Raw genomic sequence first — 15,013 nt, forward strand, 5'->3', positions numbered from 1 at the left:
TAACAAGTCTATCCCGCCAATCCGACTCCCCGTCATCTGTTTATGTCGTTTTATCAATCTGTTACAAACAGAATCTGGCGGCTGAATCGGCGGACCGCTAAAGTGTCAAAAAATTCCCGGAGCAATCAACGATGTCCTTATCCAGAACCACCAGTTTGTTATTGTCACTTGCCTGCCTGATCAGCCAACCGGCCCTGGCTCAGGACACAACGGTACTGGCCAGTCTGGTCAGCGCCCGGGAACAGGCCTTTGCCGACAGCATGGCCAACCGGGATTTCGAACAGTTCCAGCGCTTCCTGTCCGAAGATGCCATTTTCTATGCAGGTCCGGCAGTACTGCGTGGCAAACAGCAGGTAGCTGAGGGTTGGCAGCAATACTATCAGGGCGAAGAGGCCCCGTTTTCCTGGCTCCCCAGGCAGGTAGAAGTACTGGCTTCAGGGGATCTGGCCCACAGCAGCGGGCCGGTACTGGACAAGGACGGTAAATGCATTGCCACTTTCAACTCCATCTGGCGACTGGAGCAGGACGGTCAGTGGCGGGTGGTATTTGACAAGGGCAGCCCTGCCTGCGAATAGGGCCCCTTTCGCTTTTACCTCCGATAACGTTCAAACCAGGCCAGTGTATGCTCTATCTTGGCAATCATTCTTGAGGGCTTACCGGCTATCCCGTGGGGGGCCCCGGGCACACGAACCAGCATACTGTCGACTTTCCTGAGCTTCAGGGCCTGGTAGTACTGTTCAGACTCTGAGATAGGGGTCCGCCGGTCCGCTTCACCCGTCATGATCATGGCTGGCGTGGTCACATTGCCCACCAGCGACAATGGCGAGCGCTGCCAGTAATGATCCAGGTGCTCCCAGGGCATCCCGGGAAACTGGTGACTGATCTGCCCCAGCGAACTGTCAGCTGTCAGGACCTTGCTGACCCAGTTGATCACAGGTTTGGTGATGGCCGCCGCGTTGAATCTGTTTGTCAGGCCAATGGCATAGGCCGCCGCGATGCCACCTGCCGAACCGCCGGCAATAAACAGGTTGTTGGGATCGATGAAGCCCTTTGCAATCATGGCATCCACACCCGAGTCGTGATCGGCAAAGTCCTCTTTGGAGCTGTACTTGCCATCCAGCAGCAGGGCAAATCGTTCCCCGTATGAGGTGCTGCCCCGGTGATTGTCATAGAACACCACATAACCCTCGGCTGCGTAGCGCTGCAGCTCGGCGCTGAAATGCGGCCCGTAGGCCAGATGCGGTCCACCATGGATTTCCAGCAGCAAGGGATATTTTTTCACGGGATCGAAGTCCGGCGGGGTAATGTACCATCCATGGATCGGCTCGCCGTCAAATGATGATGCATAAGTAATCTCATGCACCTGGCCCAGCTGTTTGTGGCCGAGCAGATCCTCATTCAACCGGGTCAGTTGCCGGGTCTTTCCCTTTCTCCACAGGGCCATATCGGCGGGACGCTGGCTGTTGCCATGAGTAAAGACCAAAGTGCCATCACCGGCCAGATCAAAGCTACCGCTGACATAGGGGCGTCCAAGCGTGGTACCCGACAGGCTGTCGGTCAGACTGGTCAGCTTGCCTTTTTCCGTTAATCTGGCCAGCAGGCGCTTGCCCCGCTCATCGTACTGAATCACCCAACTGTTGTTATCCTGCCAGGCGAAGGCTTCTACCGATCTGTCCAGTTCAGGGGTCAGGTTTTCCAGTTGCTTGGTTTGCCAGTCCATCTGGTACAACCGGGCATTCTGGTAAGGGACCGGTTCGGGGCCGGTAGACAAGAAAGCCAGTTGCCTGCCGTCAGAAGAAAACTGCGGATCCGATTCGCGACCCGGCAGCTTGCTTATCTGGCTCACTTCCCCCGTTGCCACCGACACCTGGTAGAGATCCGATTCGGCCACCTGATACTCCCAGTCCGGCGCAAAGTTTGAGCTGAACAGCACGGCCTGATTATCCGGACGCCAGGTCAGCGGCCCCTGATGCTGGAATTCTCCCTGGGTGAGTTGTCTTGGCGTCCCGCCGGAAACCGGTAACACAAAAACATGCTTGAAGGCCGGCTCCAGGATGCCGCTGCCATCAGCCTGGTATCTAACCTTGTCAATAATGATCGGCTCCTCCGCCCATTTGGCCCCTTCGGGTTTGACAGGCTTTTTCACCCCCCGGGCAAACTCTGATTTTTCCTGGGGCACCTGCATGGTGAAGGCCAGCCACTGGCCATCGGGTGACCAGGTAATATCACCAATGGACTCATTGACCTGAGTGAGGACAGCGTGTTTGTCTTCGAAAAGCCAATACAGATGCAATTGCTGGCGACCACTTCGGTTGGACAGGTAGGCCAGGTGGTTGCCGTCCGGCGACCACCTGGGCTGACTGTAATTGTGCTGGTCGGCCAACAGGGGGTAATGGGAATCCGTATTCAGATCATACAGCCACAGATTGTTGCGCTTGCCGTCTGTCATGATGTCATGGCTGCTGCGCACATAAGCAACCCGCTTTCCGTCTCTGGCTATCCTTACCTCACTGACATATTCCAGATCGAAGATATCCTGTGAGGTGAACTTGCCTGTTTCGGCTGCAAAAAGGCTGTAATGCATAGCTGTTGCCATCAGGGCCCAGCACAAGGTTTTTGCCGTCATTATGTTTTCCTGTCACTTAAGGATAAAATATTGAAACCATAGGGATAATTGTTATCTTCGACAAGTCTGTATACGACCTGCAGCAGGAAAAGCGGGCCAGGTGCACTGGGCCGGTTCGACCATCGGGGCGAGCTTGCGCAACGCATGCCGGCCTGATTAAACTGACGGCTGACAGGATCAACAAGGGAGCCTAGGTGAAGACTGATCAGGTAAACCATATGCGCTGCCCGGAATGCACGCTTGCACTGACATTGCCCCCCCTTGCGCACAGGCAGAAAGCCCTGTGCCCACGCTGCGGCTATCAACTGACCCAGTACCGCAATCAGGCACTGGACAAAGTGCTGGCTTACAGTCTTGCTGCCTTATGTTTCCTTGGCGCCTCCCTGCCCTTCGACTTCATGATTTTCAGTTCAAGAGGCCAGTTCCAGACCATCAGTATCCCCCTGAGCATCAGTACTCTGATGGAGCAGGACTATCTGCTGCTGGCTGCCGTGCAGATAATGGCCATCTACCTGTTACCGGCCTGTATTCTGCTTGGCCTGATTTACCTTTGTCTGTTTCTCCGCCGGGACAGATATCCTCCACGGGGAGCCTGGGTCAAACGTCTGATCTATGCCATGTTGCCCTGGAGCATGGCGGAAATTTTTCTGGTTGGCGCCCTGATCAGCCTGATCAAGATGAACGATATTGCAGAAATACACCTGGGCATGTCCTTCTACGCCTACCTGATCTTTACCCTGTGCTTTATTGCCGTTCTCTACTATCTGGATGAGCATCAGCTTGTTGAGCAGCTGCGCCACTCGGGGCAGGAACGCTGGCAAAAAGCACAGCGCCAACCCAAGCCGCCCGGCAGAATGATCCAGCGAACCTGGGCACTGTTGCTGGCCGCCACCATCCTGTATATTCCGGCTAACCTGTTACCTATCATGAATACCCGGTTACTGGGTAGGGACGACCCCAGCACCATCCTGAGTGGCGTGGTCAAGCTATGGCAAAACGGCTCCTATCCCATTGCCGTTATCATCTTTGTTGCCAGCCTGTTGGTACCGGTGAGTAAATTACTGGTACTGGGCTGGCTGACTTACAGCATCCAGAGACAAAGCCGGATGTTGAAGAAATGGCGCACACATTTGTATCGTATTACCGATTTTATCGGAAGGTGGTCGATGCTGGATGTCTTCGTTGTGGCTATCCTGGTCAGCCTGGTACAGATGGGTAATACCATGGCCGTCTATCCAGGTCCGGCCGCAATAGCCTTTGCGGCAGTGGTGATTATTACTATGCTGGCGGCCAACAGCTTCGATGCAAGAATGATATGGAATCCCAAACTTGATGAGAAATGATAACGAACCTTTACAAGCCCGGGTTGAGCCAGTTTCCTCCTGGTCAAAGGTCTGGTTAGTGCCGATGGTCGCACTGGGGATAGGTATCTGGATGGTCTATCTGGAACTTAGCCAGCAGGGGCCGATGATCACCATTGAATTCCAGTCCGCCGAGGGTCTGGAGGCAGGCAAGACACGCATCAAGACCCGGGACGTGGATGTGGGCACCGTCAAGGAAATTAAGCTGGCCCCGGGATCGGAGGGAGTACTGGTGACCGCGCGTATGTCACAAGAAGCAGAATCCCTGTTAACCGAAGATGCCAGCTTCTGGGTGGTTTCTCCAAAGGTCAGCCTGAGCGGCGTGTCAGGTCTGTCCACGCTCTTATCTGGCGCCTATATCGAGCTTTCCCCCGGTTCCAGCGGTCAGACCGCCACCCAGTTCAGGGGGTTGGACGATCCTCCGCTGACCCCTGCCGGTGCGCCAGGTCTGCACCTGACCCTGAGCAGCGGCGAGGAGTTCGCCTTCTCGGAAGGGGATCCGATTATTTACAAAGGTCTGACTGTGGGCAAGTTCGAAAATGTTTACTTCAACTATGCAGAGCGTATGGTCTACTACAATGCTTTTATCCATGCCCCCTATCACTTGCTGATCACCCGCAACACCAGGTTCTGGAATGCCAGCGGCATCAAGCTGGACCTGGGAGCTGAGGGTATCAGCATGCACACGGGCACCCTGCAGACTTTGCTCACCAACGGCGTGACTTTCGGTGTACCTGACCATCTTCCAGCAGGTGATATGATCACGGAACGTTCATTTTTTCACATCTATCCTAACGCCGAGAAAGCCTCAGCGCCTCACAGGGAGTTCAGCCAGGACTATCTGGTGTTGATGGAGGACTCGGTAAAAGGTCTGCAGGTTGGTGCCCCGGTTGAGCATCGCGGCCTGGTTATCGGTGAAGTGCTGGCAGTGAATATGCCCATGCAGGATATGCCAGCTTTTCTGGACAGGAGCTATCATATTCCTGTGTTGCTCGCCCTGTATCCCGGAGAAATGGGCCTCAAGGACAGTACGGAAGGCAGAGAACAACTCACGACGCAAATGGATAACTGGATAAGTCAGGGCTTAAGGGCCACTCTTTCAATGGGTAACTTACTGACTGGCAAGCAATTTGTGGACCTTCAGTATCATCCTAGACTGGCCCCGGAACAGCTCGTCAGCCTCTCGGATTATCGGGTGATTCCGACTATACCGGGAGATTTTTCGCAACTGACCCAGAAACTGACGGCATTGCTGGATAAGTTCAATGACCTGCCGCTGGAGCAGTTGAGCACGGATACCGGCCAAATGATGAATAGTGCGAACAATACCATGGAAGGACTGCAAACCACTCTGAGCAAGCTCAACAGCCTGCTGACCGACGTGGAGGACAAACAGCTGATCAACCAGTTGACCCATACCCTGGCAGGTCTGGAAGGCTTGAGTGCCGACTATGCCTCCGACTCCACAGGTTATGGCGAATTGAGGCAAATGATGCGCCGTTTCGAACAAACCATGCTGCAACTGCAGCCCTTACTGCAACAGCTTAATCAAAACCCCAACCGTCTGATCTTCGGTGGCGCGGTAAAGGAGCGGGAACCCCAAGCCAAAGGAAATTCCAATGACTAGATGCTGGACCGGACTGTTGCTGTTAGCTCTGGCAGGATGCGGCAGTGCACCGCCTTCCCTTGAGTATTATCTGTTGGACAACACAGGGGCCGCTCAGGCTTTACCGGTCAACGCCAACCGCACAGCCGTCAGTCTTTTGCCCTTGCTGCTGCCAGATTATCTAAGGCAGGATGGCCTGGTGATGCAGGTCGCTCCCCATAAGTTGCATGTTTCAAGGCGGCATCTCTGGGCGCAGAGCCTGGCATCCAGTCTGTCCATGGCGTTGCTGAGGGATGTCAATGGCAGCGACAGCCAATATGTTCTGCGCAATCTGGCTGAGCCTGGGACGGCAGAGGCCCCTTATCAGTTGAAGGTTCAGATACTGCACCTGTTGATTGACCAACAATCCAATATCCAGCTGGAAGCCAGGTACTGGCTGCTGGACAGCAATGAGTCAAAAACACTCCGCACCGGTGCCGTCCAGAGCAGTCTGCCGTTGGAAGAGGACGGCTACGGCCATGCCGTTGCGAAGATGCGTGAGGCCGTTGCGATCCTGAGCCGGGATATTCAGGCTCAGTTGTCCACTTTGGAAACATCAGGCCAAGGCTTGTGATAGTGACACCCTGCCCCATATAAGTGAGGATCAGCCAGTTAAGGGGAAAGGCATGTCTTTTTCAGCCGAAGAATTAAGCTTTTTACAGGAAATGCAGGACGTTAAACCCCTGACCCCTTCTGACAAAGTCGATCTTACCGGCCCATCACAACTGACATTGGCACAAAAACTCAAACGTCAGGCCGTCGAAGAAACCCTGCAACAGGACAGCAATTACCTGAGTGTGGAGCGCGTCGATCCACTGGACCCCTATGACTTTCTCGAATACAAGAAGGACGGGGTGCAGGAAGGCGTGTACAAGAAGCTTCGCCTGGGCCAGTATCAGATAGACGAAGTTCTGAATTTGCAGATGATGAAAATCGAGCAGGCCAGAACGCTGCTGTTCAATACGCTCATGGAAAGTCATAAAAGAGGAATTCGAACCCTCCTTGTCCGGCATGGGCTGGGGCTGAAGAGCAAGCCTTTTCCGGCCTTAGTGAAGAGTTATGTTAACCAGTGGCTTCGACAGATCCCAGAAGTCCTGGCTTTTCATTCGGCGCTAAAAGCCCATGGCGGTCTGGCGGCCACCTATGTGTTGCTGCGAAAAAGTGAACAGCAACGACTGGCTAACCGGGAAAGACATCAGAAGCGCTAGATTGCACAGACTCTGTGTGCGTCGCTTCTGCCCTGGCGCCAAAAAATGCGGTTAATACCATGACAATGACGGCGAACAATACGCCGGCTAAGCCAAAACCTCTCGAAGAGCGATTCATAAACTGTCTCTGTTATTATTTTCTGGGTCTACAAATCCCTGCTCAGCCTGATTCCATTTGGACGAGACATCCCTGCTGTGTCCGAAGACTCATGGGAATCAGGCATAGGGTGCAAATTGTTACAATTTGACGATCCGTTCAAATACTAAACACAGTTTTTTTATTTAACAACAGCTTAGGTAAAAAAATGTCAAAAAATTGGCAGATACAGGCAAAATTTGTCTGTTTTGTCGATTCAGTGCCTCCAATTCAGGCAAATTCCTTTATCTGCGTGGAAAGCCAGCCTTTACAGTTCGCAATATCTAATCGCTGGCCACAGTCATTGCGACTGCTAGCCTTATGGTAAGTGGTGGTATCACTTGTTTGAAAGACTGCGGCCGGTACCGGCACAACCTTAACTTCTGCATGACGCTGGAATCGAATATCGACAAGGAGGAAAAAATGGCAAATATTCTGGAAAATGGCGATATCTATTTTTTCTATCGTCCCAAACTGGACAGTCCCAATCCGGCCAGCCTTGGTGAGGTACAGCGCTTTTATCTGATTCTGATGCCAGATGAAAGCCAGCAGGGCCGGCTGTTTGTGGTAGGTAAGAAACGCCTGCCTGAGATTAAACCTGACAAGGCAGAAGAGGACGAGCGCGGCTGGATACTGCTCGATCTGGTCGGTGATGCACAGGCCATTACCAATGCCCTGCATCCCAAACAATACCAGACTGAAACCCGCGGTAAACAGGAAGAGTCGGAGGCCATTCCGGCAGCGGCCGGCCGCTATCAGTTGCTGGAGAAAGACCAGAGCAGTCGCCTTGCCTATCGACTGAGCCAGCCTGACAAGCTCGGCAATGTACAAAAGGCCCTGGGTATTCTTGAAGCGGGCAGCTATGTGATTTCAGTCAGGAATCCTGACTTGGAAGTGCCGGGTTTTCCCGATGCCAAACCGAATTATCCGGCCAAACTCAAAAACCAGTTTGCCGAAGAGCGCTGGCTGCGTATCACCGACCTGGGGTTACTTGCCTATGAGGATGCCCAGATGGTACTGATAGGGGCTCACAAGGATCTGCAGGAATCAGACGTCAAGATTAAGGGGCAGGCAGATCTGTTCGGTAGACTAAAACTCAGGCGGGAAGACTGGCCATGTGAAGCACTTGAAAAAGGACAGTGGAGCGGTCCCAAAGGCAAGCTGGATAACCTCTCGCCGGCCTCTGATCGAAGCAAGGGAGGTAAGGCCGGCGGCCAACAGGCCCTGAAAGCACCTTCAGCAGCAGGTATTGCCAAAGCGCTGAAAGGGGTCAAGCTGCCCGGAGATGCGGTTAAGTTGATTCGGCAGGCAAGAAGTAATCAGGCGCCTGATGAGATCATTGAAACCCTTAAAGCCTTGCCGGACAGAGAGTTCCGTTCGATGGCAGAAGTGGAAAAGGCGCTTGGGGAGGTGCGCTGATATGGCACAGTTTACCTGCGAACATTGCGGTCAGGAGTTTGAGCAACGGTCCCGATATGAAAAACACCTGCAGACCGCTCATCCGCCTCGTGCCATCTCGGCAGCCGACCTGGAAGAGCAAATCTCGGGAATTGAATTTCCCTGTTCAAGACAAACTCTGGTAGAGCAAGCCAGACAGCGGCACAGCGATGGCATTGCCTCCCTTTTGACCAGGTTGCCGGATAATCACTTTCGCGACGCCGCCGAGGTGGCCCGTTCCTTGGGCGAGCTTAAAAGCCATAAAGCTAAGGCAGATGTCCAACCCAGTAAAAAAGGCGGGAAGGAGGCCCTTAAACGTGGCTCAGCCAGCCATATTGCCAGTTTGTTTGGGGGGCTCAAATTTCCCGCTTCTGCACAAAAGCTGCGCAACTATGCGCAACAGCAGGCTACGGATAAGGACAAACAAATGCTGCAGCAATTTCGCGAAAAACAGTATCAGGACATGGCTGATGTGGCCAGGGAGTTTGGCCGCATCAAATCCAGCCGGTCAGACTAAGGTGCGAGCCTGTGCCGGCGACCGTACCAACACAGGTAGAATCCGAATCAAATCAGGAGGTGAAGTATGAACATCAAGGACATCATGAACCCACAAGCCAGACTGGTCAGTCCGGAGACCAGTATCCACCAGGCTGCAGAAAGCATGCGTGAACAGGGCATTGGCTTTCTGTTGGTCGGTGAGAACGACCGGCTCAAAGGCACCCTGACTGACCGGGACATTGTCATTCGTGTGGTCGCCGAAGGACGCGATATAAGAAATACGCGGGTCAGCGATATCCTCACCGACAAGGTCTTGTATTGCCGGGAAGATCAGGATGCCAGTGAAGTAGCCCGCAACATGAGTGAACAGCAAGTTCGCCGCATGCCGGTCGTCAGTGATAACAAACGTCTGGTAGGGGTCATTTCAATCGGCGACCTGGCTCAGCATCTGAGCGCCGAGACAGCGGGGCGGGTTCTGCAAGGCGTAACGGCCCGCTAAATCAGCAACAAAAGTAAAACGGCCCTCAGGGGCCGTTCTAAGCAACAAATACCCTGGCATTACGGAACAGGCGCATCCAGGGACTGTCTTCCTGCCACTCATCAGGATGCCAGGAGTTAGATACTGTGCGGAACACCCGTTCCGGATGCGGCATCATGATAGTGGCGCGACCGTCGAGGCTGGTAAGACCGGTAATCCCAAGTGGAGAACCATTGGGATTGGCAGGATATTGCTCCGTGACCTGGCCGTAGTTATCCACGTATCGCAGGGTAACCGCCTGCTTTTGCAGAACCTCACTGGCGTCACTGCCAAATTCTGCCCGACCTTCACCATGAGACACCGCCACCGGCATTCTGGAACCCGCCATGCCCTGCAACAGCACCGATTTTGACTCTGTCACTTCCACCATTGAAAAGCGCGCCTCAAAGCGTTCGCTACGATTGGTAACAAAGTGTGGCCACAAGTCCGCGCCGGGGATCAGGCTCTTAAGATTGGACATCATCTGGCAGCCGTTGCAGACCCCCAGGGAGAATGTGTCCTGGCGATGGAAGAATTGCTGAAACTGTGTCCTGGCCTTCTCGTTAAAGAGTATGGACTTGGCCCAGCCTTCGCCAGCCCCCAGTACGTCGCCATAGGAAAAACCGCCACAGGCTACCAACCCTTTAAAGCCATCCAGACTGACGCGACCGGACAGGATATCGCTCATATGCACATCGATGGCGCTGAAGCCGGCCCGGCTGAAAGCCGCCGCCATTTCCATATGAGAGTTGACCCCCTGCTCACGCAGGATAGCCACCTGCGGTCGGATGCCCCTGGCAATATAAGGGGCCGCCACATCTTGATTGCTATCGAAGCTGAGACTGGCGTGCAGGCCCGGGTTGTGACTGTCGGTCTTGATCTTGAGCTCTTCTTCGGCGCACTCAGGGTTATCACGCATGGACTGCATCCTATGAGTGGTTTGCGCCCACAAGGCCCGGTAATGACTGCGACTGTTTTCCAGCACAGCTTTGCCAGCCAGTTTGAAGCTCAGTTTGTCCTCAGCAACCGGCAGGCCAATCTCATGCACCAGGGCTGACAGCCCCTGGTCGGCAAAAATCTGCTCTATCTGCACCAGATTGGCGGCCGGGACCTGCAGTACTGCACCCAACTCTTCGCTGTACAAAGCCGACAGGGGCTCACCCAGGCCATCCAGTTGCACATCGACTCCGCACTGACCGGCAAACGCCATCTCGGCCAGGGTGGTGAACAGGCCGCCGTCGGATCTGTCATGGTAAGCCCAGATAAGACCGAGGCGATTCAACGCCTGCACAGCATTGAACATTCCACGCAGCAACGAAGGATCATCAAGGTCTGGTGCCTGCTGTCCAAGCTGCCCATAAACCTGAGCCAGGCAGGAAGCGCCAAGACGGTTCTTACCGGCGCCCAGATCCACCAGCAACAAGCGAGACTCGCCCTTATCCAGTCGCAACTGCGGCGTCAGGGTGCGACGCACATCCTCCACCCTGGCAAATGCGGAGATTACCAGGGATAAGGGGGAAGTGACCGCTTTGTCCTGGCCTTCATCCTGCCAGCGGGTCTTCATGGACATGGAGTCCTTGCCCACAGGAATCGTCAGTTCCAGTGCCGGACATAACTCTTCGCCGACGGCTTTTACCGCTTCATATAACCCCGCATCTTCACCAGGATGACCGGCTGCAGCCATCCAGTTGGCGGACAGCTTGATACGTTTAAGTTCACCGATATCGGCCGCCATAATATTAGTGACTGCTTCGGCCACCGCCATTCGCGCTGAAGCCCCGTGACTGAGCAGGGCGATGGGCGTGCGTTCACCCATGGCCATGGCTTCACCATGGTAGGTATCGTATCCGGCAGCCGTGACCGCGACGTCCGCTACCGGAACCTGCCAGGGGCCCACCATCTGATCCCGGTTAACCAGCCCGGTAACCGTGCGATCACCAATGGTAATCAAAAAGGTCTTTTCGGCAATGGCCGGTAAAACCAACAGTCGCTCGGCTGCTTCATCCAGGCGGATGGCGTCGGTGTGCAGCATTTCTCCAGTTGCCTTGCTGGACGTCACATCACGGTGCATCTTGGGCGGCTTGCCCAGCAGCACTTCGAGGGGCATGTCCACCGGCTTGTTGCCGAAATGCTCGTCACTCAGGGTCAGGTGCGGTTCGGCCGTGGCCTCTCCCACTACAGCAAAGGGCGCCCGCTCCCGGTGACAGATAGAAGCAAACAGTTCGAGGTTTTCCGGCGCAACGGCGAGCACATAACGTTCCTGTGATTCATTGCACCACAATTGCATGGGCGACATGCCCGGCTCATCATTAGGAATAGCGCGCAAATCAAACTTACCACCACGACCACCGTCATTGACCAATTCAGGGAAGGCATTGGACAGGCCGCCTGCCCCCACATCATGGATAAACTGGATGGGGTTCTTGTCACCCAGCGCCCAGCAGCGGTCGATCACTTCCTGGCAGCGACGTTCAATTTCCGGGTTATCCCTTTGCACCGAGGCAAAATCCAGTGCTTCGCTGGACTGGCCGGAGGCCATGGAAGAAGCGGCCCCGCCACCGAGGCCGATATTCATGGCCGGCCCTCCCAGAGCGATCAGCTTGGCACCCACCGGAATCTCGGCCTTTTGCGTATGATCAGCCCGGATATTGCCGATACCGCCCGCCAGCATAATAGGCTTGTGGTAGCCACGAACCTCCATGCCGTTGAAACTGCTGACCTGTTGTTCATAGGTGCGGAAGTAACCGAGAATAGCCGGTCTGCCGAACTCGTTATTAAACGCGGCGCCTCCCAAAGGGCCTTCAAGCATGATGTCCAGGGCACTGGCGATATGGGCCGGTTTGCCGTGCTCCTGCTCCCAGGGCTGGGTATAGCCGGGAATTTTCAGGTTGGAGACGGAAAAGCCCACCAACCCCGCCTTGGGCTTAGCGCCTCTGCCGGTGGCCCCTTCATCACGGATTTCTCCTCCCGACCCGGTCGCGGCTCCGGGAAAGGGAGAAATCGCTGTGGGGTGATTGTGGGTTTCCACCTTCATCAGGATATCGATATTTTCCTGATGGTACCGATACTCGGCAGAACTATGTTCGGGAAAGAAGCGGCCGGCGAAGGAGCCTTCCATGACCGCCGCATTATCCTTGTAGGCCGAATGCACATAATCCGGGCATTGCTCAAAGGTGTTCTTGATCATCTTGAACAGCGACTTGCTTTGTACCTGGCCATCGATGGTCCAGTCGGCATTGAAAATCTTGTGCCGGCAATGCTCTGAGTTGGCCTGGGCAAACATGTAGAGTTCCACATCATTGGGATTGCGGCCCAGACGCCCGAAGCTCTCAAGCAGGTAATCAATCTCATCCTCAGCCAGAGCAAGGCCCATCTCGAGATTAGCCTTTTCCAGCGCCGATCTTCCCTCAGCCAGAATGTCGATACTGTCCATGGGGGAAGGCTGCTGTTCGGCGAACAGGCGACTGGCCTGGTGCAAATCTGACCAGGCAGTCTGGGTCATACGATCATGCAACAAGGCGGCAATCGCCTCTTTCTGCTGTGGCTCAGTGCCTTGAATGTAATAGGCGATACCACGTTCGAGTCGTCTCACCTTATCGAGGCCACAGTTATGGGCGATATCGGTGGCCTTGGAGGACCAGGGTGAGATAGTCCCAGGCCGGGGGGCAACCAGGATCAACTCACCTTCGGCGGGATGCTCCTGTGCTTTTGGGCCGTATACCAGAAGACTGTCCAGCACCTGACGTTCCTGATCTGACAGCTCGGAGTGACACTGGGCAAAATGCACATACTCGGCATACAGTTCAGTGATCTGAAGCTTTTGCTCACGGATCTGATTCTTCAGTTTATTGATTCGAAACTCAGAGAGGGCCGGTGCACCGCGCAGGATTAGCATGTTGATTTTCACCCAGTTGGCTGGTTAGGATTTTGAGCGGCGGATTATAGTAGAAAAACCCTCGCCTGATAAGCGTCGGCGGCATTGTCTGGCAAATCCCGGCACCGGCAACCAGTCCATCTGGGCACGGAGGGCAACACTGGCAACTGTGAGGGAATTTGTTCACAATGGCATCCAGGTTGTTTCGATAGTCAGATTGATGGCAGTCATCCAGAGTTGGAAAAGAAAATCTCGTCAAATCAGAGCCTTGTTGTTTATCTTGGGGGCTGTGCACCTGTCCTCCTGCGAACGCAGCACAGACCGGGGCAGCCTCGGCGAGGTGCTGGACCAGGGTGTCCTGAAGGTCGGCACCCTGTATGGACTGACCACTTACTATACAGGGCCTAATGGTCCTGAAGGCTTTGAATACGAACTGGCCAAGGGTTTTGCCGACCATCTGGGTGTACGCCTGGAAATATATCCTTATTACAGTCTCAGCCAGGCCTTCAGCCAGTTGGAAGATGCTCATCTGCAATTGTTGGCAGCGGGCTTGACCGCCACAGACGAACGGGTTGCCCGTTTTCGATTCGGCCCTCCCTATCAGCAGGTCAGTCAGAAACTGGTTTTCAAACAGGGGCACGAAAGGCCCAGAGACACCGAAGATCTCAGCGGCAATCTGATTGTGGTGGCCGACTCCAGCCACACCGATACCTTGCGTCAGCTTAAGGAGCAGCATCCTGACTTAGCCTGGCAGGAAACAAATGAGATGGATGCGGAAGAACTGATGGAAGCCGTCATCGCCGAACAATATGACTACACCATCACTGACTCCAATATTCTGGCGCTGATGCGTCGCCGCCACCCGGAATTGGCCATCGGCTTTACCATCCAGGAACCCCAGCGGGTGGCCTGGGCCATGAACCGGGAGCAGGACGATTCATTGTTTGCCGCCCTGTTGGACTACTTCGGCGGACTTCAGCAATCCGGCTTACTGGCAGCACTGGAAGACAAATACTTCGGCCACGTCAGACAATTCAATTATGTGGACACCCGCCTGTTTATTCGCGCAGTGGAGCAGACCCTGCCCAGATTCAGACTCTGGTTTGAACAGCATTCAGGCGAGTTGGACTGGCGATTGCTCGCTGCCATGGCCTATCAGGAAAGTCACTGGGATCCACGGGCCAAGTCCCCCACAGGCGTGCGAGGACTGATGATGCTGACGCTACCCACCGCCAAAGAACTGGGCGTGACCTCCAGACTGGACGCCCAGCAGAGCATTAGGGGGGGAGCACAGTATCTTCAGGATCTGATTCGCCGTATACCTGACAGAATACAGTATCCGGATCGGATCTGGTTTGCCCTGGCTGCCTACAATGTTGGCATGGGCCATCTGGAAGACGCCAGGGTCCTCACCGAACGCCAGGGAGGAAACCCTGATTTGTGGGTGGACGTCAAGGCGCGCCTGCCCCTGCTGCGTCAGAAAAAGCATTATCGTATGACCCGCTACGGTTATGCCAGAGGTGACGAAGCAGTGACCTATGTGGCCAATATCCGCCGTTACTATGACACTCTGGTATGGCTGGACGACCAGGGCGAGTTTCTTCAACCAGGGGAACAGGTACCAACTACAGAAGTGGAAATTACCAGTCCTGGTGATTGATCAGGGAATTTTCCGCCCCCATTTATGTCCTATAAAAGACCGGCTCACAGC

At 54.6% G+C, this 15,013-nt stretch carries 11 protein-coding genes; 9 read left to right on the forward strand and 2 right to left on the reverse strand.

Annotated elements, in window-relative coordinates; genetic code table 11:
- Positions 1-131: 131 nt before the first annotated feature.
- Positions 132-575, forward strand: coding sequence for a YybH family protein (locus tag J0A66_RS14215; RefSeq protein WP_206574500.1), 444 nt, complete (start codon positions 132-134; stop codon positions 573-575).
- Positions 576-589: 14 nt separating this feature from the next.
- On the opposite strand, the gene J0A66_RS14220 is transcribed toward J0A66_RS14215, so the two are convergent.
- Positions 590-2,626 (reverse strand): S9 family peptidase, encoded by a 2,037-nt coding sequence (locus J0A66_RS14220; RefSeq protein WP_206574501.1) that lies wholly within the window; start codon positions 2,624-2,626, stop codon positions 590-592.
- Positions 2,627-2,820: 194 nt separating this feature from the next.
- Here J0A66_RS14220 and J0A66_RS14225 point away from each other — a divergent pair, with 194 nt between their 5' ends.
- The 7 genes from J0A66_RS14225 to J0A66_RS14255 all read left to right on the forward strand — a co-directional run bounded on the left by J0A66_RS14225 (position 2,821) and on the right by J0A66_RS14255 (position 9,410).
- Positions 2,821-3,969, forward strand: a complete 1,149-nt coding sequence (locus tag J0A66_RS14225; RefSeq protein ID WP_338143899.1) for a paraquat-inducible protein A — start codon at positions 2,821-2,823, stop codon at positions 3,967-3,969.
- Entirely contained in the window at positions 3,959-5,614 is a 1,656-nt protein-coding gene (gene pqiB / locus J0A66_RS14230; RefSeq protein ID WP_206574502.1) for an intermembrane transport protein PqiB, read from the forward strand. Before J0A66_RS14225 ends, pqiB begins: the two co-directional genes overlap by 11 nt.
- Positions 5,607-6,206: a PqiC family protein gene (locus tag J0A66_RS14235; protein WP_206574503.1), complete on the forward strand. Its 600-nt coding sequence runs from the start codon at positions 5,607-5,609 to the stop codon at positions 6,204-6,206. The genes pqiB and J0A66_RS14235 overlap by 8 nt, the downstream gene beginning before the upstream one ends.
- A 52-nt stretch (positions 6,207-6,258) precedes the next feature.
- On the forward strand, positions 6,259-6,840 hold the full coding sequence (smrA, locus tag J0A66_RS14240) for a DNA endonuclease SmrA (RefSeq protein ID WP_206574504.1): 582 nt from the start codon (positions 6,259-6,261) through the stop codon (positions 6,838-6,840).
- A 559-nt stretch (positions 6,841-7,399) separates the two neighbouring features.
- On the forward strand, positions 7,400-8,395 hold the full coding sequence (locus J0A66_RS14245) for a DUF2795 domain-containing protein (protein WP_206574505.1): 996 nt from the start codon (positions 7,400-7,402) through the stop codon (positions 8,393-8,395).
- A 1-nt stretch (position 8,396) separates the two neighbouring features.
- Positions 8,397-8,930, forward strand: coding sequence for a DUF2795 domain-containing protein (locus tag J0A66_RS14250; RefSeq protein WP_206574506.1), 534 nt, complete (start codon positions 8,397-8,399; stop codon positions 8,928-8,930).
- 66 nt (positions 8,931-8,996) lie between these two features.
- Entirely contained in the window at positions 8,997-9,410 is a 414-nt protein-coding gene (locus J0A66_RS14255; protein ID WP_206574507.1) for a CBS domain-containing protein, read from the forward strand.
- A gap of 37 nt (positions 9,411-9,447) precedes the next feature.
- Here J0A66_RS14255 and purL read toward each other — a convergent pair whose 3' ends face one another.
- Positions 9,448-13,323, reverse strand: coding sequence for a phosphoribosylformylglycinamidine synthase (purL, locus tag J0A66_RS14260; protein WP_206574508.1), 3,876 nt, complete (start codon positions 13,321-13,323; stop codon positions 9,448-9,450).
- Positions 13,324-13,522: 199 nt separating this feature from the next.
- Here purL and mltF point away from each other — a divergent pair, with 199 nt between their 5' ends.
- Positions 13,523-14,962 (forward strand): membrane-bound lytic murein transglycosylase MltF, encoded by a 1,440-nt coding sequence (gene mltF / locus J0A66_RS14265; protein WP_206574509.1) that lies wholly within the window; start codon positions 13,523-13,525, stop codon positions 14,960-14,962.
- Positions 14,963-15,013: the final 51 nt, after the last annotated feature.

It is taken from the genome of Bowmanella dokdonensis (genome assembly GCF_017254865.1).
GTDB classification, from domain to species: Bacteria; Pseudomonadota; Gammaproteobacteria; order Enterobacterales; family Alteromonadaceae; genus Bowmanella; species Bowmanella dokdonensis.

Coding starts and splice junctions, on each gene's coding strand:
- J0A66_RS14215 (WP_206574500.1), top strand. CDS start 132: ATGTCCTTATCCAGAACCACCAGTTTGTTATTGTCACTTGCCTGCCTG.
- J0A66_RS14220 (WP_206574501.1), bottom strand. CDS start 2,626: ATGACGGCAAAAACCTTGTGCTGGGCCCTGATGGCAACAGCTATGCAT.
- pqiB (WP_206574502.1), top strand. CDS start 3,959: ATGAGAAATGATAACGAACCTTTACAAGCCCGGGTTGAGCCAGTTTCC.
- J0A66_RS14235 (WP_206574503.1), top strand. CDS start 5,607: ATGACTAGATGCTGGACCGGACTGTTGCTGTTAGCTCTGGCAGGATGC.
- smrA (WP_206574504.1), top strand. CDS start 6,259: ATGTCTTTTTCAGCCGAAGAATTAAGCTTTTTACAGGAAATGCAGGAC.
- J0A66_RS14245 (WP_206574505.1), top strand. CDS start 7,400: ATGGCAAATATTCTGGAAAATGGCGATATCTATTTTTTCTATCGTCCC.
- J0A66_RS14250 (WP_206574506.1), top strand. CDS start 8,397: ATGGCACAGTTTACCTGCGAACATTGCGGTCAGGAGTTTGAGCAACGG.
- J0A66_RS14255 (WP_206574507.1), top strand. CDS start 8,997: ATGAACATCAAGGACATCATGAACCCACAAGCCAGACTGGTCAGTCCG.
- purL (WP_206574508.1), bottom strand. CDS start 13,323: ATGCTAATCCTGCGCGGTGCACCGGCCCTCTCTGAGTTTCGAATCAAT.
- mltF (WP_206574509.1), top strand. CDS start 13,523: ATGGCAGTCATCCAGAGTTGGAAAAGAAAATCTCGTCAAATCAGAGCC.